This window comes from Halomonas sp. BL6, from assembly GCF_006228115.1.
Taxonomy (GTDB): Bacteria; Pseudomonadota; Gammaproteobacteria; order Pseudomonadales; family Halomonadaceae; genus Vreelandella; species Vreelandella piezotolerans.
The window spans coordinates 199117-219940 of sequence record NZ_VDGL01000007.1 but is presented as its reverse complement, the minus strand read 5'-3'; the positions used below and the strand labels follow the sequence as shown (position 1 = coordinate 219940).

At 57.6% G+C, this 20824-nt stretch carries 20 protein-coding genes and 1 riboswitch; of the genes, 18 read left to right on the top strand and 2 right to left on the bottom strand.

Features of this window, described 5'->3' with window-relative positions; all coding sequences use genetic code 11:
* Both glk and edd read right to left on the bottom strand, forming a co-directional pair.
* Window positions 1-966 carry a glucokinase gene (gene glk, locus FHJ80_RS15365; protein ID WP_139528199.1) on the bottom strand — a complete coding sequence of 322 codons (966 nt, stop codon included), beginning with the start codon at window positions 964-966 and terminating at the stop codon, window positions 1-3.
* Complete coding sequence (gene edd / locus FHJ80_RS15360) at window positions 966-2855, bottom strand: phosphogluconate dehydratase (protein ID WP_139528198.1); 1890 nt, start codon at window positions 2853-2855, stop codon at window positions 966-968. Before edd ends, glk begins: the two co-directional genes overlap by 1 nt.
* 276 nt (window positions 2856-3131) lie before the next feature.
* Here edd and cobT point away from each other — a divergent pair, with 276 nt between their 5' ends.
* The 18 genes from cobT (at window position 3132) to FHJ80_RS15270 (ending at window position 20812) form a co-directional block, all read left to right on the top strand.
* Window positions 3132-4208, top strand: a complete 1077-nt coding sequence (gene cobT / locus FHJ80_RS15355) for a nicotinate-nucleotide--dimethylbenzimidazole phosphoribosyltransferase (protein WP_139528197.1) — start codon at window positions 3132-3134, stop codon at window positions 4206-4208.
* Entirely contained in the window at window positions 4205-5200 is a 996-nt protein-coding gene (gene cbiB, locus FHJ80_RS15350) for an adenosylcobinamide-phosphate synthase CbiB (RefSeq protein WP_139528196.1), read from the top strand. Before cobT ends, cbiB begins: the two co-directional genes overlap by 4 nt.
* Window positions 5197-6288: a threonine-phosphate decarboxylase CobD gene (gene cobD / locus FHJ80_RS15345; protein ID WP_139528195.1), complete on the top strand. Its 1092-nt coding sequence runs from the start codon at window positions 5197-5199 to the stop codon at window positions 6286-6288. Before cbiB ends, cobD begins: the two co-directional genes overlap by 4 nt.
* Window positions 6272-6835 (top strand): bifunctional adenosylcobinamide kinase/adenosylcobinamide-phosphate guanylyltransferase, encoded by a 564-nt coding sequence (locus FHJ80_RS15340; RefSeq protein ID WP_139528194.1) that lies wholly within the window; start codon window positions 6272-6274, stop codon window positions 6833-6835. The genes cobD and FHJ80_RS15340 overlap by 17 nt, the downstream gene beginning before the upstream one ends.
* Window positions 6832-7608, top strand: coding sequence for an adenosylcobinamide-GDP ribazoletransferase (cobS, locus tag FHJ80_RS15335; RefSeq protein WP_139528193.1), 777 nt, complete (start codon window positions 6832-6834; stop codon window positions 7606-7608). The genes FHJ80_RS15340 and cobS overlap by 4 nt, the downstream gene beginning before the upstream one ends.
* Window positions 7545-8198 carry a histidine phosphatase family protein gene (locus tag FHJ80_RS15330; protein ID WP_139528192.1) on the top strand — a complete coding sequence of 218 codons (654 nt, stop codon included), beginning with the start codon at window positions 7545-7547 and terminating at the stop codon, window positions 8196-8198. Before cobS ends, FHJ80_RS15330 begins: the two co-directional genes overlap by 64 nt.
* Window positions 8150-8593, top strand: a complete 444-nt coding sequence (locus FHJ80_RS15325; RefSeq protein ID WP_139528191.1) for a bifunctional adenosylcobinamide kinase/adenosylcobinamide-phosphate guanylyltransferase — start codon at window positions 8150-8152, stop codon at window positions 8591-8593. The genes FHJ80_RS15330 and FHJ80_RS15325 overlap by 49 nt, the downstream gene beginning before the upstream one ends.
* 20 nt (window positions 8594-8613) lie before the next feature.
* A riboswitch (cobalamin riboswitch) is annotated at window positions 8614-8863 on the top strand.
* A gap of 142 nt (window positions 8864-9005) precedes the next feature.
* Entirely contained in the window at window positions 9006-10814 is a 1809-nt protein-coding gene (locus FHJ80_RS15320) for a TonB-dependent receptor domain-containing protein (RefSeq protein WP_139528190.1), read from the top strand.
* Window positions 10815-10818: 4 nt separating this feature from the next.
* Window positions 10819-11727 (top strand): cobalamin-binding protein, encoded by a 909-nt coding sequence (locus FHJ80_RS15315; RefSeq protein ID WP_139528227.1) that lies wholly within the window; start codon window positions 10819-10821, stop codon window positions 11725-11727.
* Window positions 11727-12698 carry an iron ABC transporter permease gene (locus tag FHJ80_RS15310; RefSeq protein ID WP_139528189.1) on the top strand — a complete coding sequence of 324 codons (972 nt, stop codon included), beginning with the start codon at window positions 11727-11729 and terminating at the stop codon, window positions 12696-12698. The genes FHJ80_RS15315 and FHJ80_RS15310 overlap by 1 nt, the downstream gene beginning before the upstream one ends.
* Window positions 12698-13486 (top strand): ABC transporter ATP-binding protein, encoded by a 789-nt coding sequence (locus FHJ80_RS15305; protein WP_139528188.1) that lies wholly within the window; start codon window positions 12698-12700, stop codon window positions 13484-13486. The genes FHJ80_RS15310 and FHJ80_RS15305 overlap by 1 nt, the downstream gene beginning before the upstream one ends.
* A gap of 14 nt (window positions 13487-13500) precedes the next feature.
* The gene (locus FHJ80_RS15300; protein ID WP_139528187.1) at window positions 13501-14811 is read left to right on the top strand and encodes a cobyrinate a,c-diamide synthase; all 1311 of its coding nucleotides are present in this window, start codon (window positions 13501-13503) and stop codon (window positions 14809-14811) included.
* Between the two features lie 112 nt (window positions 14812-14923).
* Window positions 14924-15364, top strand: coding sequence for a YtoQ family protein (locus FHJ80_RS15295; protein WP_139528186.1), 441 nt, complete (start codon window positions 14924-14926; stop codon window positions 15362-15364).
* A 33-nt stretch (window positions 15365-15397) separates the two neighbouring features.
* Window positions 15398-16009 carry a cob(I)yrinic acid a,c-diamide adenosyltransferase gene (gene cobO, locus FHJ80_RS15290; RefSeq protein WP_139528185.1) on the top strand — a complete coding sequence of 204 codons (612 nt, stop codon included), beginning with the start codon at window positions 15398-15400 and terminating at the stop codon, window positions 16007-16009.
* 572 nt (window positions 16010-16581) lie between these two features.
* Window positions 16582-17367 carry a nucleotidyltransferase gene (locus FHJ80_RS15285; protein ID WP_139528184.1) on the top strand — a complete coding sequence of 262 codons (786 nt, stop codon included), beginning with the start codon at window positions 16582-16584 and terminating at the stop codon, window positions 17365-17367.
* A complete protein-coding gene (locus FHJ80_RS15280) occupies window positions 17364-18149 on the top strand; it encodes a hypothetical protein (protein WP_139528183.1) in 786 nt (261 codons plus the stop codon). The genes FHJ80_RS15285 and FHJ80_RS15280 overlap by 4 nt, the downstream gene beginning before the upstream one ends.
* Window positions 18150-18264: 115 nt before the next feature.
* Window positions 18265-19941: a DUF262 domain-containing protein gene (locus tag FHJ80_RS15275; RefSeq protein WP_139528182.1), complete on the top strand. Its 1677-nt coding sequence runs from the start codon at window positions 18265-18267 to the stop codon at window positions 19939-19941.
* Window positions 19942-20020: 79 nt separating this feature from the next.
* On the top strand, window positions 20021-20812 hold the full coding sequence (locus FHJ80_RS15270) for a hypothetical protein (RefSeq protein WP_139528181.1): 792 nt from the start codon (window positions 20021-20023) through the stop codon (window positions 20810-20812).
* The last annotated feature ends 12 nt before the right edge of the window (window positions 20813-20824 follow it).

Sequence of the window (20824 nt, the reverse complement as noted above, 5' to 3'; positions counted from 1 at the left end):
TTAAAAGACTTCTTCGTTATGCAGCGCTTCGGCGGCCCCTAACAGGCCAGTCCACGGGTGGGTCACGATCCACACCGGAATATCGGCGTTATACCCGCCCATCCGCCCTTTATTGACGAAGCTTGCGCGCAGCTCGCACTTAGGCAGCCAGTCCAACAGACGGGGGAGAATGCCGCCGCAGAGGTAAACGCCGCCTCGGGCACCCATGGTTAGGGTGGCATCGCCGCACACGTCGCCGAGAATTTTCAAAAAGCGCAGCAGGGTGGCGGTGGCGATGGCATCGCCCTGGTTAGCCGCCTGTGTCACCTCGGCGGGGGTCTCGCAGCGCGGTGCTTGGCACTCCAGGGTGCAGTGCGCTTGGTACAGCTCAAGAAGCCCCTGACCACATAAAATGCGTTCGACGCTCACCCGCTGGTGGCGCTTTAAAAATACATCCAGCAGTGCGCGCTCGGTGGCGTCAGTGGGGGCAAAGGTGACGTGGCCGCCCTCGGTGGGTAGCGGAATCCAGGCGTGCTGGCCGGGGAACACGCCGGCCACGCCCAGCCCCGTCCCGGGGCCGATGACCAAGCGGGTCGAGTGCGACTGCGCCGTCCCCGACTGAACTTCGACGAGATCGTCTTTACCCACATGGGGCACGCCCAGCGCCTGGGCGGTGAAGTCATTGATGACCTTGAACAGCGACAAATTCAGCGCCTGCCGAACGTCGCTTTTCATGAAATCCCAATGGTTGTTGGTCATTTTCACCCGCTCGGCATGTACCGGGCAGGCGAACGCCAGGCAGGCTTCTTTGGGCGCGTTCTCGCCCGTGGCGCCTACCCGAGCGAGGTAGTCTTGAATCGCCTCGATCACGCCGGGGTAATCGGCGCAGGGCAGGTTAAGAATGTCGTGGGGCGTGACCTCGCCCGGCGTGACCAGCGCCAGGCGAGCATTCGTGCCGCCAATGTCCCCGATGAGTGCCGGTCGCATCAGGCGTCCTCTTGAAAAATCTGACCTTCTTGACGAGCGAGATCGTCGGCTTCGAAGCCGCCCAGGGAGCCTGCACCCTCTTCACCGCGCATGGCGAGGTGGCGGAAGCCCGAGAACAGCTCGCGGCCCAGGCCCACATGGTAGTGGTCCAAATTGGCGACGACGAGCTCACGCTCGGCCCAGGTGGCGGCGTCTACCTTGGCTTCCAGCGTACCGGCGTTGGCATCCAGGCGCACCACGTCGCCATCGCGCAGCTTGGCCAGCGGGCCGCCGTCGAGCGCTTCCGGGCTCATGTGGATAGAGGCGGGCACTTTGCCCGAGGCGCCGGACATGCGGCCATCGGTGACGAGGGCCACCTTGAAGCCGCGATCCTGGAGTACGCCCAGGAACGGTGTCAGTTTGTGCAGCTCGGGCATGCCGTTGGCTTTTGGGCCTTGGAAACGCACGACGACGATCACGTCGCGGTCCAGCTCGCCCGACTCGAACGCCGCTTTCATCTCGTTCTGGTCTTCGAAGATCTTCACCGGCGCTTCGACGATGCGGTGCTCCTCGGCAACGGCCGAGACTTTGATGACGCCACGGCCCAGGTTGCCTTTCATCACGGTCAGGCCGCCGGTGGGGGCGAAGGGCGTGGCCACAGGGCGCAGCACTTCTTCGTCCAGGCTCTTCTCCGGGCCTTCGCGCCAGACCACTTTGCCATCTTCCAGGAAGGGCTCTTGGGTGTAAGCGGTCAGGTCGGTGCCAAACACGGTGGGAATGTCACCGTGGAGCAGGCCCGCGCCCAACAGCTCGCGGAACAGGTAGCTCATGCCGCCCGCTGCCTGGAAGTGGTTGATGTCTGCTTGGCCGTTCGGGTACACCTTCATCAGGCTGGGGGTGACCGCCGACAGGTCGGTGAAGTCATCCCAGTTCAGCGTAATGCCCGCCGCTGCCGCCATGGCAATCAGGTGCATGGTATGGTTGGTCGAACCACCGGAGGCCAGCAGGCCGACCACGGCGTTGACGATGGCGCGCTCGTCGATCTGCTTGTAGAACGGGCGGTACTCGCCGCCGGGTTCGGTGTTGCGAATGGCCTGCTCGGTGGCGTAACGGGTCAGCGCTTCGCGCATCTCGGTGCCCGGGTTGACGAACGAGGTACCCGGCAGGTGCAGGCCCATCACTTCCATCATCAGCTGATTGGAGTTGGCGGTGCCGTAGAAGGTGCAGGTGCCGGGGCTGTGGTAGGAGTCGGACTCCGCTTGCAGCAGCTCTTCGCGGCCTACTTTGCCTTCGGCGTAGAGCTGGCGAATGCGCGCTTTCTCTTTGTTCGGCAAGCCGCTGGGCATCGGGCCTGCGGGGACGAACATGGCGGGCAGGTGACCGAAACGGGCCGCGCCGATAAACAGGCCCGGTACGATTTTATCGCACACGCCGAGGTATAGCGCGGCATCGAACATGTTGTGGGACAGGCCCACGGCGGTGGCCATGGCAATCACATCGCGGGAGAACAGCGACAGCTCCATGCCCGGCTGGCCTTGGGTCACACCATCGCACATGGCGGGGACGCCGCCGGCAAACTGCGCAGTAGAGCCCATCGCACGGGCAGCCGCTTTGATGGTTTCCGGGAAGGTTTCGAACGGCTGGTGGGCGGAGAGCATATCGTTGTAGGCAGAAATGATCCCTAGGTTGGCGCTGTTCATCAGCTTCAGGGAGTCTTTTTCCTGCACGCTGCAGGCGGCGAAACCGTGGGCGAGGTTGCCGCAGGAGAGTTCGGCGCGGTGCACGCCGCGTTTGTGCTGGTCGGCCATGCGGCGCTCGTACAGGGCACGTCGCTCGGCAGAGCGCTCACGAATGCGTTGGGTCACCTCGGCAACCGTAGGATGGAGTGTAGCGGATGTTGAACCAGGCATAGAGACCTCTGCATGTGTCGAGACGGTGAGTCGAACTTGTAGTTATTTTACATCTTATGGCGTCGATATAAGAGACTTTACGGCAATAAAATCGCTATTTATAGCTTAAGTTGTAGTTTTATTACTCTGATGAGTGACGACCATCACCGTTGAAGATGATGCTTTGATGAATGATGGATAAAAGTGGCTTGCAAGCGCCTGTTTCATGGTTAAAGCGCAAGTATAGCAGCCCTGGTTTTGCTACCATTTTGCGCCACCTGCCTGTGGAGAATTGTGATGGACAACGAGCCGACCGCTGAACAGCGACTTCAGTCACTTCTGGCGCGCATTCGCGCCGTAGATAACGCCGAGGGTGAGCGTACCCGCGCGTATCTCGACACGCTGACTAAACCTCCCGGCAGTTTAGGCAGGCTCGAAACGCTCGCCATTCAGTTGAGTGCCATTACCGGACAGCGCACTCCGCTCGTCTCTCCGCCTGGTGTTGCCGTGTTTGCCGCCGACCACGGCGTGGCCGACGAGGGCGTCTCGGCGTTTCCCCAGGAAGTGACCGCTCAAATGGTGGCGAATTTCGCCCAGGGAGGCGCGGCCATCAATGTCTTCGCGCGTCAGATAGGCGCTCAGGTCGACGTGGTCGATGTGGGGGTGGCGTCACCGCTTGCCCTGCCCAGCGTGGTCGATGCCAAGGTGCGCGCCGGTACGGCGAACATGGTGCGGGAAGACGCGATGAGCCAGGGAGAAGCCCAGCGCGCCATCGGCGTAGGTGCCGACACGGTAGAGCGCTTGGCGGGCCAGGGCGCGAAGAGCATCATCGTCGGTGAAATGGGCATTGCCAACACCACCGCCAGCAGCGCCATGCTCGCGGCGCTCACCCAGGTGCCGGTGGCGACGGTGGTCGGCGCGGGGACCGGGATAAGCAGCGCCCAGCAGGCGCATAAAGTGGCGGTGATCGAGCAGGCGCTACGCGCCCGCCAAGCCCACGCCGATGATCCGTTAGACGTACTCAGCAAACTCGGCGGGCTGGAGATGGCCGCCATGACGGGCGCCTATTTGGCCGCAGCCGCCCACCGGCTTCCCGCCATCGTCGATGGTTTCATCGCCACCGTCGCTGCGTTAACGGCGTGTCGCCTTTGCCCCGAGGCGCGCGGCTATCTCATTTTTGGTCATCGTTCCGAAGAGCCGGGCCATGCCACGGCGCTGGCGGCTCTCGACGCCGAGCCGCTTCTGGCACTGGGTATGCGCTTGGGGGAAGGCAGCGGCGCTGCGCTGGCGTTCCCGCTCATACAAGCCGCTGCCTCGATGCTCAGCGACATGGCCACCTTTGACAAGGCGGGCGTGAGCAGCAGCGAAGTATGAGCCCGCTTAGCAGTTGGCTGTCCGCCTCGGTGGCGCTGGTCGCGCTGGCCATCGTCGTCGATCTCATCGTGGGCGACCCGCGCGTGCTGCCGCATCCGGTGGTGATCATCGGTCGGGGCATCAGCGCGCTAGAACGGCGCTGGAACCGAGGCAGTGCCCAGCGTCGCCGTGCCGTGGGGTTTTTACTGACGGCGGTGATCGTCCTGGGAACGTTCACTGCCACTTGGCTGGTGTTGGCACTGCTGACTCAGCTTCACCCCTGGCTAGGCCTCGCCGCCGAGCTTTGGCTGCTCGCCACCACGCTGGCCATCAAAGGGCTCGCCGAGGCCGGAAACGCCATTGCCCAACCGCTCGCCCGAGGGGATCTGCCTACCGCTCGTTATGCGCTTTCGATGGTGGTCGGCCGCGATACCGATTCGCTCGATGAAGCCGAGATTACCCGGGGGGCGGTCGAGACCGTTGCCGAGAACACCGTGGATGGCATTACCTCGCCGCTGCTGTTTGCCGTCATCGGTGGCGCGCCCCTGGCGTTGGCGTACAAAGCGATCAACACACTCGATTCCATGGTGGGCTATCGCAACGAGCGCTACGCGGATTTCGGCTACGCGTCCGCCAAACTCGACGATTTCGCCAACTGGCTGCCTGCCCGGCTGACGACTCTCTGTTTATGGCTAGCGGGCAGGGGATTGATAGGGCGAGGCGTCACCGTGTCAAATTGGCGGGGTGCGCTGGCCGCCACCTGCCGGGAAGCGCCGCGCCACCCCAGCCCCAACGCCGGGTGGCCGGAAGCGATGGTGGCGAATCTGCTGGGCGTGCAGCTAGGCGGCACGAATATGTATCAGGGCGTGGTCTCCCACCGGGCAACGCTGGGGAGCGGGCAAATACCGCTCTCCGTGGCGCATATTTCCCTGACGTTACGGCTGATGCACGGCGGGTGGCTGCTGTTTTTCGCATTCCTCGTGCTCTTAGCGTTTCTCTGGGGGCTGCAATGACCACGGCTCCCTGGCCCGACCACGGCGGCGACGCAGCGGCGCTGCTCAAACGCTTTAGGTTACCTGCGGATCACCCGTTCGAGGACGTGAGCGCGAACCTCAACCCGCTGGGGCCGCCGCCCTGGGTGGCGGATTGGTTGGTTGAATGTATTAGTGGGTTAAGCCGCTACCCGGAGCCCAGCTACCGCGCCGCGCGGCGTGCCATTGCCGAACACGAAGGCGTGGCGCCGGAGCAAGTACTGCTCACCAACGGCGGAGCAGACGCCATTTTTTTGGCCGCTGCCCTTCATACAGGCCAACGCGGGCTGATCGTGACGCCCACCTTTGGCGAATATGCCAGAGCCTGTGCAGCACATCGGTTAGTGATAACGGAGCATGCCCTAGAGGCCCCCCGTTTCGGCCTACAAACGGCAGCGTTGGACGAGCCTGTCACACAGGCGGATGTGATCTTTCTCTGCCGCCCCAATAATCCTACCGGCACCCTGGTCAGCGCCGTAGAGATCGAGCGTTTGCTCTCGTGCATGCCCACCACGGCAACGCTCGTGGTGGATGAAGCGTTCATCGATCTCGCCCTCGATGCCGAGCCGCTCACGCCGCTGTTGGCGCGCTACCCGCAGCTAATACTGCTGCGTTCCATGACCAAGTTTTACACCCTGCCCGGACTGCGCCTGGGGTACGTGCTGGCGAGTGCCGAGCACGTTGCCGCTCTGGCACGCCATCAGCCGCCCTGGAGCGTCAATCATCTTGCCGCCGAGCTTGTGGCACCGCTGTTGGCGGATACGGCCTTTGCCCTGCGCACGCGGCAGTGGTTGGCGCGGGAACAGCCGCGTTTGGGCCAAGCGCTGACACACGCGGGGCTAGATGTCGTGCCCAGCCATAGCTGCTTTTATCTGGTGCGGCCGGGACCAGCGTTGTGCCAGCGCGGGCTTTCCAGCGCGCTGCTGCTTGAACGCTTGCTGCATCACGGTATGCTGGCGCGACATACCTACAGCTTTGCAGCGCTCGACGGTGATTGGTTGCGGCTGGCAGTGCGCGATGGTTCGGCAAATGATCGATTGTTAAAGGTGTTACATGATTGTGTTCGTTAGTGGGGGCGCGCGCTCCGGTAAGAGTCACGTTGCTGAACAGTACGTGCTGCAAGCTGCCAACGGTCAACCGTGTTTTTACGTGGCGACCGCTAACGTATACGACGACGAGATGGCTGAGCGGGTCGCCCTCCATCGAGCCGATCGGGATGCCCAGGGTGTGCCTGATTCGTGGGTAACGCTGGAGGCACCGCTGGCCATCGACCAAGCCATCGCTCGAGTGCCCAACGGGCATGCCGCCTTGCTCGATTGTCTCACACTCTGGGCCAGCCAAGTGATGTTCGATGCCGACGACGCGCACGCACCGCTCTCTACCACCGAAGGGTTTTCACTGTTGGTGCGCTGTTTGCAAGATGCCCGGGCGCGACACATTACCCTCGTCGTCGTCTCCAATGATCTCAACGAAGCGCCATTGCCTAACGACACCCATACGCAGCGTTATGTCGAGTTTTTACAAATGCTGCACCGCTGGCTAGCCGTCGAGTCCGATAGCGTGATCGAGGTGGTCGCAGGCCAGGGCATCGAGTGGAAAGCGGGCGCCAATACGTGAACAACGTCCTTTATGGTGGGCTGCTGGCCCTGCAATTTTTGACACGGTTACCCATTCCGGTGGCGTGCCCCTGGACGCCCGCCACCCGCCGTTGGGCCATTCGTGCCTATCCGCTCGTTGGCCTGCTGATCGGCGGTTTGCTCGCGTTGGCCGCGTTACTGTTAGAGCACGCACAAACGCCCACGCCCATCAGTGCGCTGGTACTGCTCAGCGTGTGGGTGGGGCTCACGGGTGGACTACACCTGGATGGCGTGATGGACCTGGCCGATGCGCTGGGCAGCAACCAGCCGTTGCAGCGGCGCTGGGATATCATGAAAGACCCGCAAATCGGCAGCTTCGGCATGCTGGCGCTGCTGTTTTTGCTGGCCTGGAAGGGCGTGCTGCTCTGGGCGCTGCTGCTGTATCACGCGCCGCTGTGGTGGCTTGCGGTAGTACCCGCACTGGGGCGCTGGGCGGGCGTCGCGCTGCTCGTGCTGACCCCATGCGCCCACTCGCGCGGCCTGGCTTGGAGCTGGCAGCAGTCGTTGGGACGCCGCGATGTAGGCGTGGCGCTCCTGCCGCTGATCCCGCTCGCCATGCTCTGGCCGTTAGCCGCGCTGTGGCTGGCAGCGCTGGCGTGTTGGGTAGCGCTGGTGCGCAGAGCACTGCTGCGCTCGTTTAACGGCATCAACGGCGATATGGTCGGCGCCACCATCGAAGGAGGAGAGCTTTGGCTACTGATCTTAATGTGGAGCTGGTGGCAGTTCGTCACGGTATCACCGCCTGGAATCTAGAGCGCCGTTACCAGGGCCAGCGGGATATTCCGCTGCTGTTTCCTGAGGCGGAGGAGGGGCTGTTAGCGTTGCGCGCGGCCCTGGCCGATGAGCGTTTCGACGCCATTTACGCCAGCGACCTAGGCCGCTGCCAAGAAACCCTGGCCTGGTCCCAGGCGGCCAAGCCGGGGGTTCCCGTCTACGCCGAACGGCGCTTACGGGAACTCGATTTTGGCGAGTACGAAGGCAAGGTTTACGATGAATTAAAAGAACTACCGCACTATCGTGCCTGGATCGATAGCGCCGGAGAGCTACAAATTCCCGGTGGCGAATCCTCTGGCCAACTGCGCGAACGGCTGGATGCCTGGCTCGACGATGTTGCGGAACATACTCGGCAACACGGCTATCGAAAAGTGTTGGTAGTGACCCACGGCGGCGTGATTCGTGAATTGCGCCGCCGTTTCGAAACCCTCGATTTTTGGCAGGGAATCGTGCATCAAGCCCAGGGACGGCGCTGGCAGCTCGCGTATCAAGCAGGTGAGGACGGAAAAGGAGAATGGCAATGCAACTGTTCATTGGCGGTGCCAGCGCAGGTAAGCGCGACGCAGTAAAACAACGCTTTCCCGGCGCGGTGTGGTGGCGCCTAGCGCCTGGCCAGCGTCTTCACGAGGTCTCTCACGTCATGTTGCCCAACACGCCACTGGTGTTACATGGCTTATTTGAATGGCTGACCGCGGTGCTGGACTCCGACATCAGCAGCGACGAGTGGCGCGCCCAGTGGCGGGAAGATTTACAGCGCCTCGAGCAAGCCGCCGCTGCAGAGAACGTCGCGCTGGTGATCATTGCCAATGAGTTGGGGCGTGGCCTCGTCCCAGTGGCCCGCCACCAGCGCCGCCTGCGGGATTTGAGCGGCTGGTTCACCCAGGACGCCGCCGCTCACGCCGAGCAGGTGTGGTACGTGCGCCACGGCTTGGTACAAGCGCTGAAAGGCGCGTCAGCAAATTGACCACCCCCTAACAAGTTGCTAGTTTACGCACACTCTCAGGTGCTGGTGGCGTAACCGCCATCAGTTAAACGGGAAGTTGGTGAACATGGTCATGTCATGGCTGTGTCAATCCAACGCTGCCCCCGCAACGGTGATCGAGACAAGAACGGCTAGAGACGCCACTGTGCCTTGGCATGGGAAGGTGGTCGTTCGGAAAAGGGTCGGCGCTTAGGTAAAGCGCCCCTCTTTCGCTCGTCAGCCCGGAGACCGGCCTAAGAGTGATGGCTTGAAGAAAGCCACGGATTACCGGCATGCGGAGGGCATGTACAGGGTGACGTTACGTGGCGCTCTGCCACGGATTTCCCTTGTGTGCCCCTGCCCGGTCACTAAAAAATACGCTGTGCGGGTGAGCACAGCGAGCAAGGGACCCACCATGTTCAATCGTTTTCATACCCCCGCAACGCTTGCGGCGTTTACCATGGCCGCGCTACCGCTGGCCGTTCAGGCGCAAAGCGCATCGGCCACCGCGACGTCCTCCAACACGCTGAATCCCGTCGTGGTCACGGCCGCACTCGCTCCGCGCACCGCTAATGAAAGCCTCTCGTCGGTCACGGTAATCGACGAGGCCGCGCTGCGCCGCCAAGACCCCGTCAGTATTACCGACCTGCTGCGTGGCCAGCCGGGCGTGGACGTTTCCAGTAATGGTAGCTTCGGCAAGAATAGCAGCGTCTTCATTCGCGGCACGGGCAGCGCGCAGAATGTCCTGATGATCGATGGTATCCGTTTGCGCTCGGCTACTAGCGGCGGGGCCGCTTGGCAATATTTGGAGCCACGCATGTTCGAGCGTGCCGAAATCGTGCGCGGTCCTCGCGGCAGCCTTTACGGGGCCGACGCCATGGGCGGCGTCATACAGTTGTTTACCCCACAGGGTGAAGACGAAGGCCCTCAGTCGCGTATTTCCGTAGGCGGCGGCTCGTTCAACACCCAGCGGCTGAGCGCAGGCGTCAGCGGTAAAGAGGGCGGCACGCGTTACAGCTTTTCTGGCAGCCACTTCAATACCGACGGCCAGCCAGTGCGTCGTAATGGCGACGACAAAGGCTACGACAACACCTCCGCGCTGGCGCGCGTGTCGCACACCTTCGCGAACGGTGCCGAAGCAGGCGTATTGGCGCTGCGTGCCCGTGGGCATAACGAGTATGATGGCGGGGAAAATGACTTCGTTCAGCAGGTCGCGGGCGTGTATGGCGAGCTGCCGATGACCGACAGCTGGCGCAGCCGCTTGACGCTCAGCGAATCGCGGGACGAAAGCGATAACGTCGCTGATTTTGGCGATACCTCGTTCAATACCAAAATACGCACGGCGCGCTGGGAGAACACCGTAACCGTGGGTGCCCACGAAGTGGTCGCCGGGGCCGAGTACAGCGAAGACCGGGTAGACAGCACCACCGCCTACGACGAAACCAGTCGCAGCAACGCGGCCGTCTTCACCCAGGCGCTGCTGGATTTCTCTCCCTTCACGCTTCAAGGCAGCCTTCGCTTTGATGACAACGAGTCCTACGGCGACGAGGTGACGGGCAGCGTGGGGATCGGGTATGACGTGGATAGCCACCACACGCTGCGCGCCAACTACGGCACGGCGTTCAACGCACCGACCTACAACCAGCTTTATTTCCCTGGTTTTGGTAACCCGGACTTGGCGTCGGAAACCTCCGAGTCGATCGAAGTCGGCGTGCGTGGCCAGTATGCCCGCTGGTTCTGGGATGCGGCGCTTTACCAAACCGATATCGACAACTTGATTGCAGGCCAAGGGTTACAGTTCAACGTGCCGGAAACGCGCATTCGTGGAGCAGAGCTTAGCGCGGGTGTCGACGTGAACGAGTGGACGCTGGCCGCCGCGCTGACCTACACCGACCCCGAAAACCGCTTGACCGGCAAACGCCTGCAAAACCGTGCCTCGCAAAGCCTGCGCCTGGACGTCGACCGCGAGCTGGGTGATTGGTCTCTGGGCGGCTCTTGGGTCGCGCAAAACCATCGCTACCGTGATGCGGCCAATGAAGACCGGCTGAGCGGGTACGGTTTGGTGAACCTGCGTGCAGGCTGGCAGTTTGCGCCGCTGTGGAGCGCTCGGGTAACGTTAGAGAACGTGCTGGATCAAAACTATGTCACCACGCGCTCGTTTGACGGTGCCGACTATATCAACGCGGGCCGAGCAGGATTCTTGAGTGTTCACTTTGGCCAATAAATGCATGCAGTTCGGCGGCGCCTTGGGCGCCGCTTTCCTATGGCTGGGTAGCGGCATTGCCACCCCGCTTCATGCTGATAACCCCAGCCGCTGCGCGGTCGATGACCGTGGCCGGGAAGTGTGCCTACATGCCTCGGCCAACCGCATCGCCACGCTTTCACCCGGTGCCACGGAACTGACCTACGCCGCTGGCGCTGGGGATCAGGTGGTGGCCGTGGTGAGTTATAGCGACTACCCGCCGGAAGCAAAGGACGTGGCCTCGGTGGGTAGCCACACCCGAATCGATTTGGAAGCCCTGGTAGGGCTTGCCCCGGATTTAGTCATCGGCTGGGTAACGGGGAACCCCGCCGAGCAAATGGATACCCTCGAAGCGCTGGGCATGCCGGTATTTTATATCGAGCCGCGCAGCGTCGAGGCGGTGGCCGACACCATCGAGCGGCTTGCCCGCCTGGCCGGTACCGAACCGGTAGGCAAACAGGCGGCCAATGAGTTCAGAGAGGGCATGGCCGCGCTTACCGCCCGCTATAGCGAGCGTGACCCTGTGGCGACGTTTTATCAGGTGTGGGACGAGCCGTTGATGAGCGTCAATGACGACCACCTGATTGGGCAAGTGGTGCAATTGTGCGGCGGCGAAAACGTCTTTGGCGATCAGCACCGATTAGTACCGCGTTTAGACGATGAAGCCGTGCTAGCGGCCAATCCCGACGCCATCATTGCCGGAGGCATGGGGGAGGAGAACCGCGACTGGCTCACCCACTGGGAGCAGTACCCCAACCTTGCCGCCGTGGACGCCGGTAACCTCTATTTCGTGCCGCCTTCCTTAATTCAGCGGCCCACGCCGCGCCTGCTGGAAGGCGCGCAGATTCTGTGTGAAAAGCTCGAACACACCCGCCAAAAGCGCAGGGGATCTTGATGGTAATGCGCCTGTGGCAACCCCTTGGCCTGCTGGCGCTGATCGCCGTGGCCGCCATGCTGTTTTCTCTGGCGGTGGGCAGCGCGCAGCTTTCGGCAGCGCAGCTTTGGGCGGTGGTGCAGGGCCAGGGCGATGCGCTGGCGCGCACCATGGTGATCGAGCTTCGCTTGCCACGGGCGCTTTCCGCCTTTGCGGTGGGCGGGCTGTTGGCGGTGGCCGGTGCGCTAATGCAGGTGCTGCTACGTAACCCGCTGGCCGACCCCTACGTGCTGGGGCTATCCGGCGGGGCATCGATGGGGGCACTGGCAGCCATGCTGGCCGGGATGGGTGGTGTGATTATTTCGGGTTCGGCGTTTTTAGGCGCGCTGTTCTCCACGTTTTTAGTGTTTGGCCTAGCCCACGGCAGCGGCGGCTGGACGCCCTCAAGGCTGTTGCTCACTGGCGTGGTCGTGGCCGCGGGGTGGGGCGCAGTGATTACCCTGATGCTCGCGCTAAGCCCCACCGAGCGGCTGCCGGGCATGCTCTATTGGCTGATGGGAGATTTATCTTACGCCCGCACGCCGTGGCCGCCGCTGCTGCTATTAATCGCCACCTGTGTATTGCTGATACCGCTGGGGCGCAGCCTTAACGTGCTGGCCCGTGGCCCCCTGCAGGCCGCCGCTCTGGGTGTGGATGTTCGCCCGTTGGAGTGGGGCATTTACATTGCCGCCAGCCTCTTGACCGCCGCCGCCGTGACCACCGCAGGCAGCATTGGGTTTGTGGGGTTGGTAGTGCCCCATATGTTGCGCCTGCTGCTCGGTAACGACCAGCGCTTGATTCTACCCGCCTGCGCGCTGGCAGGCGGCACGCTCCTGGTACTCGCCGACACCCTAGCGCGGACGATGATTGCCCCCGAGCAGCTCCCCGTCGGGGTGATTACCGCGCTGCTGGGCGTGCCTACCTTCCTTTTCTTGCTCTACCGGAGCCGCTGATGACCCGCTTGGCGACCCAAGACCTGATCATCAACGTGCCGGGGCGCAGCGCAGGCACGGCGCTGAATCTCACCATCGAGCCAGGGCAGGTGTGGGGCGTGCTTGGCCCCAACGGGGCGGGTAAAACCACGCTGTTGCATACGCTGGCGGGGCTGAACGCCCCCCGGTCCGGTCAGGTGCTGATCGGCGACAAACCGCTTGGCCAACTGCGCAGGCGGCAAGTGGCGCAGCAGTTAGGGCTGGTGTTTCAAGAGCGGCTAGACGGCTTTCCCGCCACGGTGCTGGAGACCGCGCTGATAGGCCGCCACCCCTACCTTTCCCTGTGGCAGATGGAAGGGGCCGGCGACTACGCCCGCGCCGAGGCCGCCCTGGAAGCGCTGGATGTGGCCCATCTTCGCCACCGCTTGGTCAGCACGCTTTCCGGCGGTGAACGCCAGCGGGTAGCCATGGCGACGGTACTCACGCAAGCGCCCAACATCTGGCTGGCGGACGAACCCACCAACCACCTGGATTTACACCACCAAAGCGCGGTGATGGCGCTGATGGCCGAGCAGGCCGCCCAAGGCAGCGCGGTGATGATGTGCCTGCACGATTTGAATTTAGCCGCCCGCTGGTGCGACCACATTCTGCTGCTTTACCCCAGCGGTGAAGCCTGCTGGGGCCCACGAGACACCATGCTGGTGCCCAGCGCCCTAGAACGGCTCTACCAACAGCGGCTGGCCACGGTAGATGTGGGTGGTGCGCCGGTGTTTGTGCCCATCCAGGCACCCCTTACCGACCATGAGTGATTTAAGGAAGAGACATGTTGCAAGGTAAAGCACACGCAGCGCTGATCAGCGCCCCCGGTTCGGGCCAGGGCAAATCCATGGTCACGGCGGCGCTGGCACGGCTGCACCGCAACGCCGGGCGCACCGTGCGGGTCTTCAAACACGGCCCCGATTACCTAGACCCCATGGTGCAAGAAGTCGCTTCCGGCCAGCCAGTGTATCAGCTTCACCCCTGGATGACCGGCGAGCATGAGTGCCGCTGGCGCTTAGCCAAAGCCGCCCAAGAAGCCGACGTGATTTTGGTGGAGGGCTCCATGGGGCTATTCGATGGCTCGCCCTCCAGCGCGGACTTGGCCATCCTGGCGGGCATCCCCGCGCTGCCGGTGATCGATGCCTGTGGCATGGCGCAAACCTTTGGCGCGGTGGCCCAAGGCCTGGCCAACTACCACCCCGACCTCGACATTCACGAAGTGATCGCCAACCGCATCGGCAGCCCCGGCCACGGCAAGCTGCTGAATGAGAGCATGCCGGAAGGCATTGCGCTGCTAGGCGCAATTCCCCGTCATGACGCGATGAAAATCCCCGACCGCCACTTGGGCCTGGTGCAAGCCAGTGAGCTGAGCGGCCTGGATGCCCAGCTAGACGCCGCCGCCAAGGTGTTAGAAGAAGCTGGGTTAGGCCGCTTGCCTAAAGAGGTAACGCTAAGCGCTGACGCCCCCACGCCTGCACCGGACTATTTGCGCGGCGTGCGTATTGCCATTGCTAAAGACGACGCCTTTGCGTTTATCTACCGCGCGAATCTCGAAGTATTAGAAGAGATGGGCGCGACGCTGCACTTCTTCTCACCGCTCAACGATGCAGCACTGCCAGAATGCGACGCCCTCTGGCTGCCCGGCGGCTACCCAGAACTGCACGCCGCCCGCTTCAGCGCCAACCAGCCCATGCTAGAGGCGATCAGCGCTCACCACCGGGCAGGCAAACCCATTCTCGCCGAGTGCGGCGGGCTAATGAGCTGCGTTGAGCAGCTGGTCGACGGCGAAGGCATAAGCCACACAATGATGGGGCTGCTGCCCGGCACCGCCAAAATGGCCGGTAAGCTCACTGCGTTAGGGCTGCAAAGCCTGCACACCCAACGCGGCGAACTGCGCGGCCACACCTACCACCACTCGCTGCTGGAAACCGTCATGCAGCCGCTGGCCCGCACCCGCAAACTGGCAGGCAGCGAAGCCGAACCGATTTATCGTGATGGTGCCTTGGTGGCCAGCTACTTCCATGGCTACTTCCCCTCAGCACCTAAATTGGTGGCGAATATTTTCACTGGCCAAATGATTCACCTAGCGGAGTAACGGGCAGGGGGAGAGCGCGGCCACAAGCTCAAAAATATGGAAGTTTTTTCCATAAAGCAGCAGTGGGCTATCATAGAGCGGCGAGACACTCCCCAACCCTAAAGGAGCGACCATGAGCTTTTACGTCTATCTTTCCGGCGAGATTCACACCGACTGGCGCGAAGAGATCCAGCGCGGTGCAGACGCGGCGGGCCTGGACGTCGTCTTCACCGCCCCGGTGACCGACCACGACGCTTCCGATGCTGCTGGCGACCACCTGGGCAAACCGGAAAACGGCTTCTGGCGCGATCATCAGTCGTCGAAAGTGAACGCCATCCGCACCCGCACGATGATCGAGCAGGCGGATCTAGTGGTGGTGCGCTTTGGCGACAAGTACAAGCAGTGGAACGCCGCTTTCGATGCGGGCTACTGCGCGGCGCTCGCCAAGCCCTACATCACCCTGCACAGCGAAGATATCGTTCACCCGCTGAAAGAAGTCGACGCCCAAGCGCAAGCCTGGTGCACCACCACCGATCAGGTCGTGGAAACCCTGCGTTACGTACTGAAAGCCTAAAACGTAGTTCGTAAAACATCCCAAGGAACCCCTATGCGCGACAATGCCAAAACCCCGGAACGCCATGCCCAGCGCATGGCGGCCAAGCAAAAAATCATGAACGAGCGCATTGCCCGCGCCGACAAAGAGCAGGGCATCTTGCTGGTGCTCACCGGCCCCGGCAAAGGCAAAAGCAGCTCCGGTTTTGGCATGCTCGCCCGCGCCCTTGGCCACGGCATGAAGGTCGGCGTGGTGCAGTTCATCAAGGGCGCGTTCAGCACCGGCGAAGAAGCCTTCTTCCGCAACCTGCCCAACGTGGACTACCACGTGATGGGCGAAGGCTACACCTGGGACACTCAAGACCGCGAACGCGACGTCGCCGCCGCCAACGCCGCCTGGGAGCAAGCCAAGCGCATGCTCCAAGACGACAGCTATCACATGGTACTGCTCGACGAACTCAACATCGCCCTACGCTACGAGTATCTAGACCTAGACCAAGTGCTCGACGACCTTCAAGCCCGCCCCGCCATGCAGCACGCCATCGTCACCGGCCGCTACGCCCCCCAACAACTCATCGACCTCGCCGACACCGTCACCGAAATGAAAGTCGTCAAACACGCCTTCAAAGACCAAGGCATCAAAGCCCAGAAAGGGATTGAGCTTTAAAGGAGAGGGGCGGTTAGTGAATTGTGAATGGTGAGGGGACGATAATCGAACCCTCATTACCCTGTGCTATGCCTAAGGCTTCGGCTGGTGGCGGCCTGAAGCTGTTGGATGGAGCTTCATCTCGCGACGATAAAGCCACAATGCCGAATTCTCCCACCTGCTTGATATACCCTCCCGATGAAGCCACAAAGCCAAATTCCTTGTAGCGCGGTGTAACGCCTGAGCGAGTGCAACGAGCGAGGAAGGCACCCGCGAAGGCGGCCCCCAGCCGCCCCGGCCCCGCCACATCCCCTCACTCACACTCCTCAAACCACTCCATCCTTTGACCCAGCACAATTTTTCAAAAAACCTGCGTGACCTAAGCCAAATTTATGAATAGAGTATGATTAAATAGTTAAAAGTAGTGGGCATGCGAATTGTGGATATGTTGCTATGCATCAGAAATAGCTTAATTGAAACAGTGATTTATGAGGTTTAGAGTGGCTATATAACATCAGTAAATGTGCTGGCGCGTTCAATTGTGTTGTGTGGAGTGCTATATAATCACTGTTAGAAATCTTGGGGAGTAATCTATGACTGTGAACTCGCACCTCGTCAATTTAGCGAGTGATCTGGTGCTGTCGAGCACTGAAAAATCAAATATTACAACATCTATCAATACGCTATCATCGCGTCTTGATGCATATTTTGGCGGTGCTATAAATGAAAAGTTCCAATTTGGTTCAAGTTGTCGAGGTACGATTCTGCCGAGAAAAGCTGATAAAAAGTCGGATATAGATTATATGGTTGTTTTTGATACTTCTGAGGGTCAAAAAAAACCACAAACGTATCTAGATAGACTCAGGCGGTTTGCTGAGAATAAGTATACGCGATCAGAAATATCACAATCTAGCCCCACCATAGTATTATTACTGAATCATATAAGGTTTGAGCTTGTGCCTTCAGTGTATAGCTATGGATACCTAATTCCATCGCCAAGATCTTCTTGGGAAGAGTGGATGTCAACAGACCCCACTTCTGCGAACCGGCAGATATCGGATAAAAACACCGCAGAGAATAATAAGATTAAACCTTTGGTTAGGTTGGTGAAATATTGGAACTCTATGCAAGGGTACCCGTTCGCTTCTTATGATTTAGAAAAATACATCGTAAACCAGAGTTTCTGGTTCTGCACATCTTTAAAAGATTATTTCTACAATTTTTGGCAAGGGTTTAGTTGCACCCACGATACTCCACAATATATTAAAGATAAAGTAGAGCGTGCAAAAAATTACGCGGCGAAAGCAAAGCAATATGAAGCCGATGACATGCCGGTATCGGCTGAGATAGAAATCAAAAAGATTGTTCCAATACTATGACTTACGAAAAAAAAGAAAGGATTGATGAGGTATCTGGCTACTACCGTTCGGCGGGTAGTCTAGAATTTATTGTAGCATGTCTTTTCTGGATTAATGCCCTGCTTTCTTTAATTATTTTATTCTCTGAGGATATTCCTGTTCTATGGCAGGAATCATTGCCAATATTATTTATTTCGACAGTGCTTTTTCAGTTCGTCGCCTCGCAAGTAAATAGATTTTATCTAATTCCGAGAGCGGAGCAATTGAGAAGAAAGCAAATGCTTTCAGATTCTTTTGGAACTCCGCTATCTCATGATAAAACGGCGCTATATTATAACAACATGTATGCTCCTTCCATAAAGCGTCTAGGTGCAAATACTATGGAAAACGCCTTTTTCAGCTCTGAAGTAGCTGGGAAAATGCTTGTCAATAAACGTGCTAAAGTTCTTGTATATAGCGCTTTTTGGGTTCTCCTGTTTTCGCTCCGTGATACAGATTTAAATGTTATGATATGGATAACGCAAATTGTTTTTTCGGGCGAGATTGTTGCTCAGTGGCTTAGTCTTGAGGCCCTTAGAGCTCGCCAAGAGCGAACATATGAGAGGCTGCATAACTATTTTTTACATAAGATCGGTAGCGACTCTGCGAAAGAGATTGCCACAATTCTGGATGCTTTCGTAGCTTATGAAACCGCCAAATCGTCGTCTTCGTGTCTTCTTTCATCTAAAGTATTTCACAAACTAAATCCATCACTGACAAAAAAATGGGAGCAAATCCGCAATGATCTGGGTATGGATTTCTAACAATCGCAGTCATAGCGACGCCCATTACATTGTGCTTCTGGCTCCATTTCAAGGGCGCGCGTGCTGCAAGCGTTAGCCTTCCTCGATACGTGATCGACGAATACAGGAAATATACATGAGTCAAATTCAACAGTTAAATATCAATCTTGAAGGGATTGGTGGTGTACTCAAAAGTCGCCGCTTTAGCGTTCCTGCATACCAACGATCTTACGCTTGGGAAATCGATCATGTCGAAGCTTTGCTAGATGATATTAAAGAGGCGATTGTTAACAAAGAGCGTGAATATTTTTTAGGATCAGTAGTTGTTACTAGTGCTGATAATGGAAGATTTGAAGTGGTAGATGGGCAGCAAAGGCTCACCACAATAAGCTTAGTTATCGCCGCAATTAAAGAAATTTTTCAGCGCGATGAAGATCATGAAGTGGTTGTATCAGTAAAGTCTGATTTTTTAGCTAATACTGATAGGAGAACAAAGGAAAGAGAGCCCAAACTAATTCTAAATGAGATTGATAATGAAATTTATCAGGATCTAATTGAGAACTTTGATGACGTTGATTCAAAAAAAGTTCGGAGGCAATCACACAAGAGATTGGTGTCAGCCGCGAAACATTGTGAGAAATACCTATCTGATGTTTGTGTTAAATCGAAAGACTCTGAGGAAGAGCTTCATTCTTGGCTAGACTATATAGAAACAAGCTTAAAAGTTATTGTAGTAACGGCTCCGGATGATAGTAACGCCTTCGTAATATTTGAAACCCTCAATGACCGGGGCTTGGAGCTAGCAATTTCAGACCTTGTAAAGAATTACTTATTCCATAAGTCCGGCGAGAAAATTGAAGAAACAAAGAATCGCTGGATGTCTATGGTATCGACGCTGGAAAGCGCATCGGACGACCCACTCACGGTCACTTATATTAGACACTTTGCAATGGCAAGGTATGGCTTGGTTCGGGAAAAAGATCTCTTCTCCCTTCTAAAGACAAAGATTACTAGTAAGCGTGGTTCTTTGAAGTTTTCAACTGAGCTGGCTGATACTGTAAGGATTTATACAGCATTATTAAATACAGATCATGATTACTGGAATGATTTTAGTAACGATGTGGCGTATTCAGTATCTACCTTCAATCTTCTTGGCATGACTCAGATACGACCATTGTTATTAGCTTTACTAAATAAATTTTCTGCCAAGAAAGTCTCTGAGGCATTTAAAAAACTTGTTTCCGCAGCAGTTAGATATCAGATGGTTGGTGGCATCGGGGGCGGTACTCTTGAAAGGGTATATTCAGATACAGCAAAAGCTGTAACAGAGGAAAAAATAAAAACACCAATCGAAGTGATTCAAGCGTTTAAAAGTGTTCCAAGTGATGCAGCATTCTTGTCTGCTTTTTCCATTGCAACTGTTTCGAAACAAAAAATAGCCCGTTATTATTTGCGTGAGCTGGAGATTGCTTCTGCTGGCGAAAATAAAGAGACAATACCGAATTATGATACCAACAGTGTGAACTTAGAGCACGTGTTGCCAACGACTCCTGACCCTGTATGGCAGGATGTTTTTTCTGAAGATGAAATGAGATCTTATCAAAAGCGCATTGGAAACCTTGCTATAATGTCTGCGAAGCTTAATAGTACTATTGGTAATGGCTGCTTCGAAGACAAAAAAGAGTACTACAAAGACTCGGCATTCCTCTTTACTAAGGAAATTGCATCCGAAGAAACCTGGAGTAAAGAAGCTATTGACAGTCGTCAGAAGAAGATGGCAGAAGTCGCAGTTAAACACTGGAGCCTAGGCTAACAAGCGCATGTTGTCGGACTGCGTTTCCGCTGCGCTCCAAACTAGCCGCAAATGCGAGCGTTAGGGCAAGGAGAGTAAATTGCCGAAGTACGAAGAAGCTTATTATTTAAATGATCAGAATGAATGGGAGCTTGTCTCCTATTTAGAGCTGGCTAGGGAAGAGCGAAGAGCAGATTTGCGCGAAAGGGATCTCAGGGAAAAGCCTCAAGGTCTTTTCCAGCTTGGGATCAGAAATCATCCTAAAACGCCACATTTCTTCGAGAAAAAACCTATCAGGACTGATTTGCAGCCAGGTATCAAGGAGAGTGAGGAGCATAATAAGCAGCAGAAAATGATATACGCTTTTCTTAACAAATATGAAAAACATAATCTAGGTTATTATGAGCGTCCATGGTATAAGCAAGACAAGGGGTATGAATCACTGGTAAAGGTCAAGAATTATACTTGGGATAAAGAGGTAAGGTTCGGACTAATATACGGAAAATATGTTGTTTTCGATATATTTGGAAGAAATGAAGAAAGTTTGGCTTTAACAGATAAGTCGCCTTTCATAGCAATAGAGGTTGTTGATACGCACTTCCATTCTCAGAAGGCGTTCAAGGTTTTGCTAGAAACAAGCAAAAACCTACCTTTAATCGTAGGCTATATGTTTTTGCCTGTTACACCTCATTTTAACTCAGTAAAAAAGCCGGTCAAATCTAACTCATTTTCAACCGTAAGGTTCCAGTGCTATATCTCAGATGGCTCATTTTGGTACCGGAATGAGCGGCTCGAAGATCTTTATGAAGTCTCACCTGCAGCACCGGAAGTGTATTACAATCTGATCAAAGAGAAGCTATATAAAGATGGCTATATTAGGGCGGAACCTTAATCAAAAAAGCCC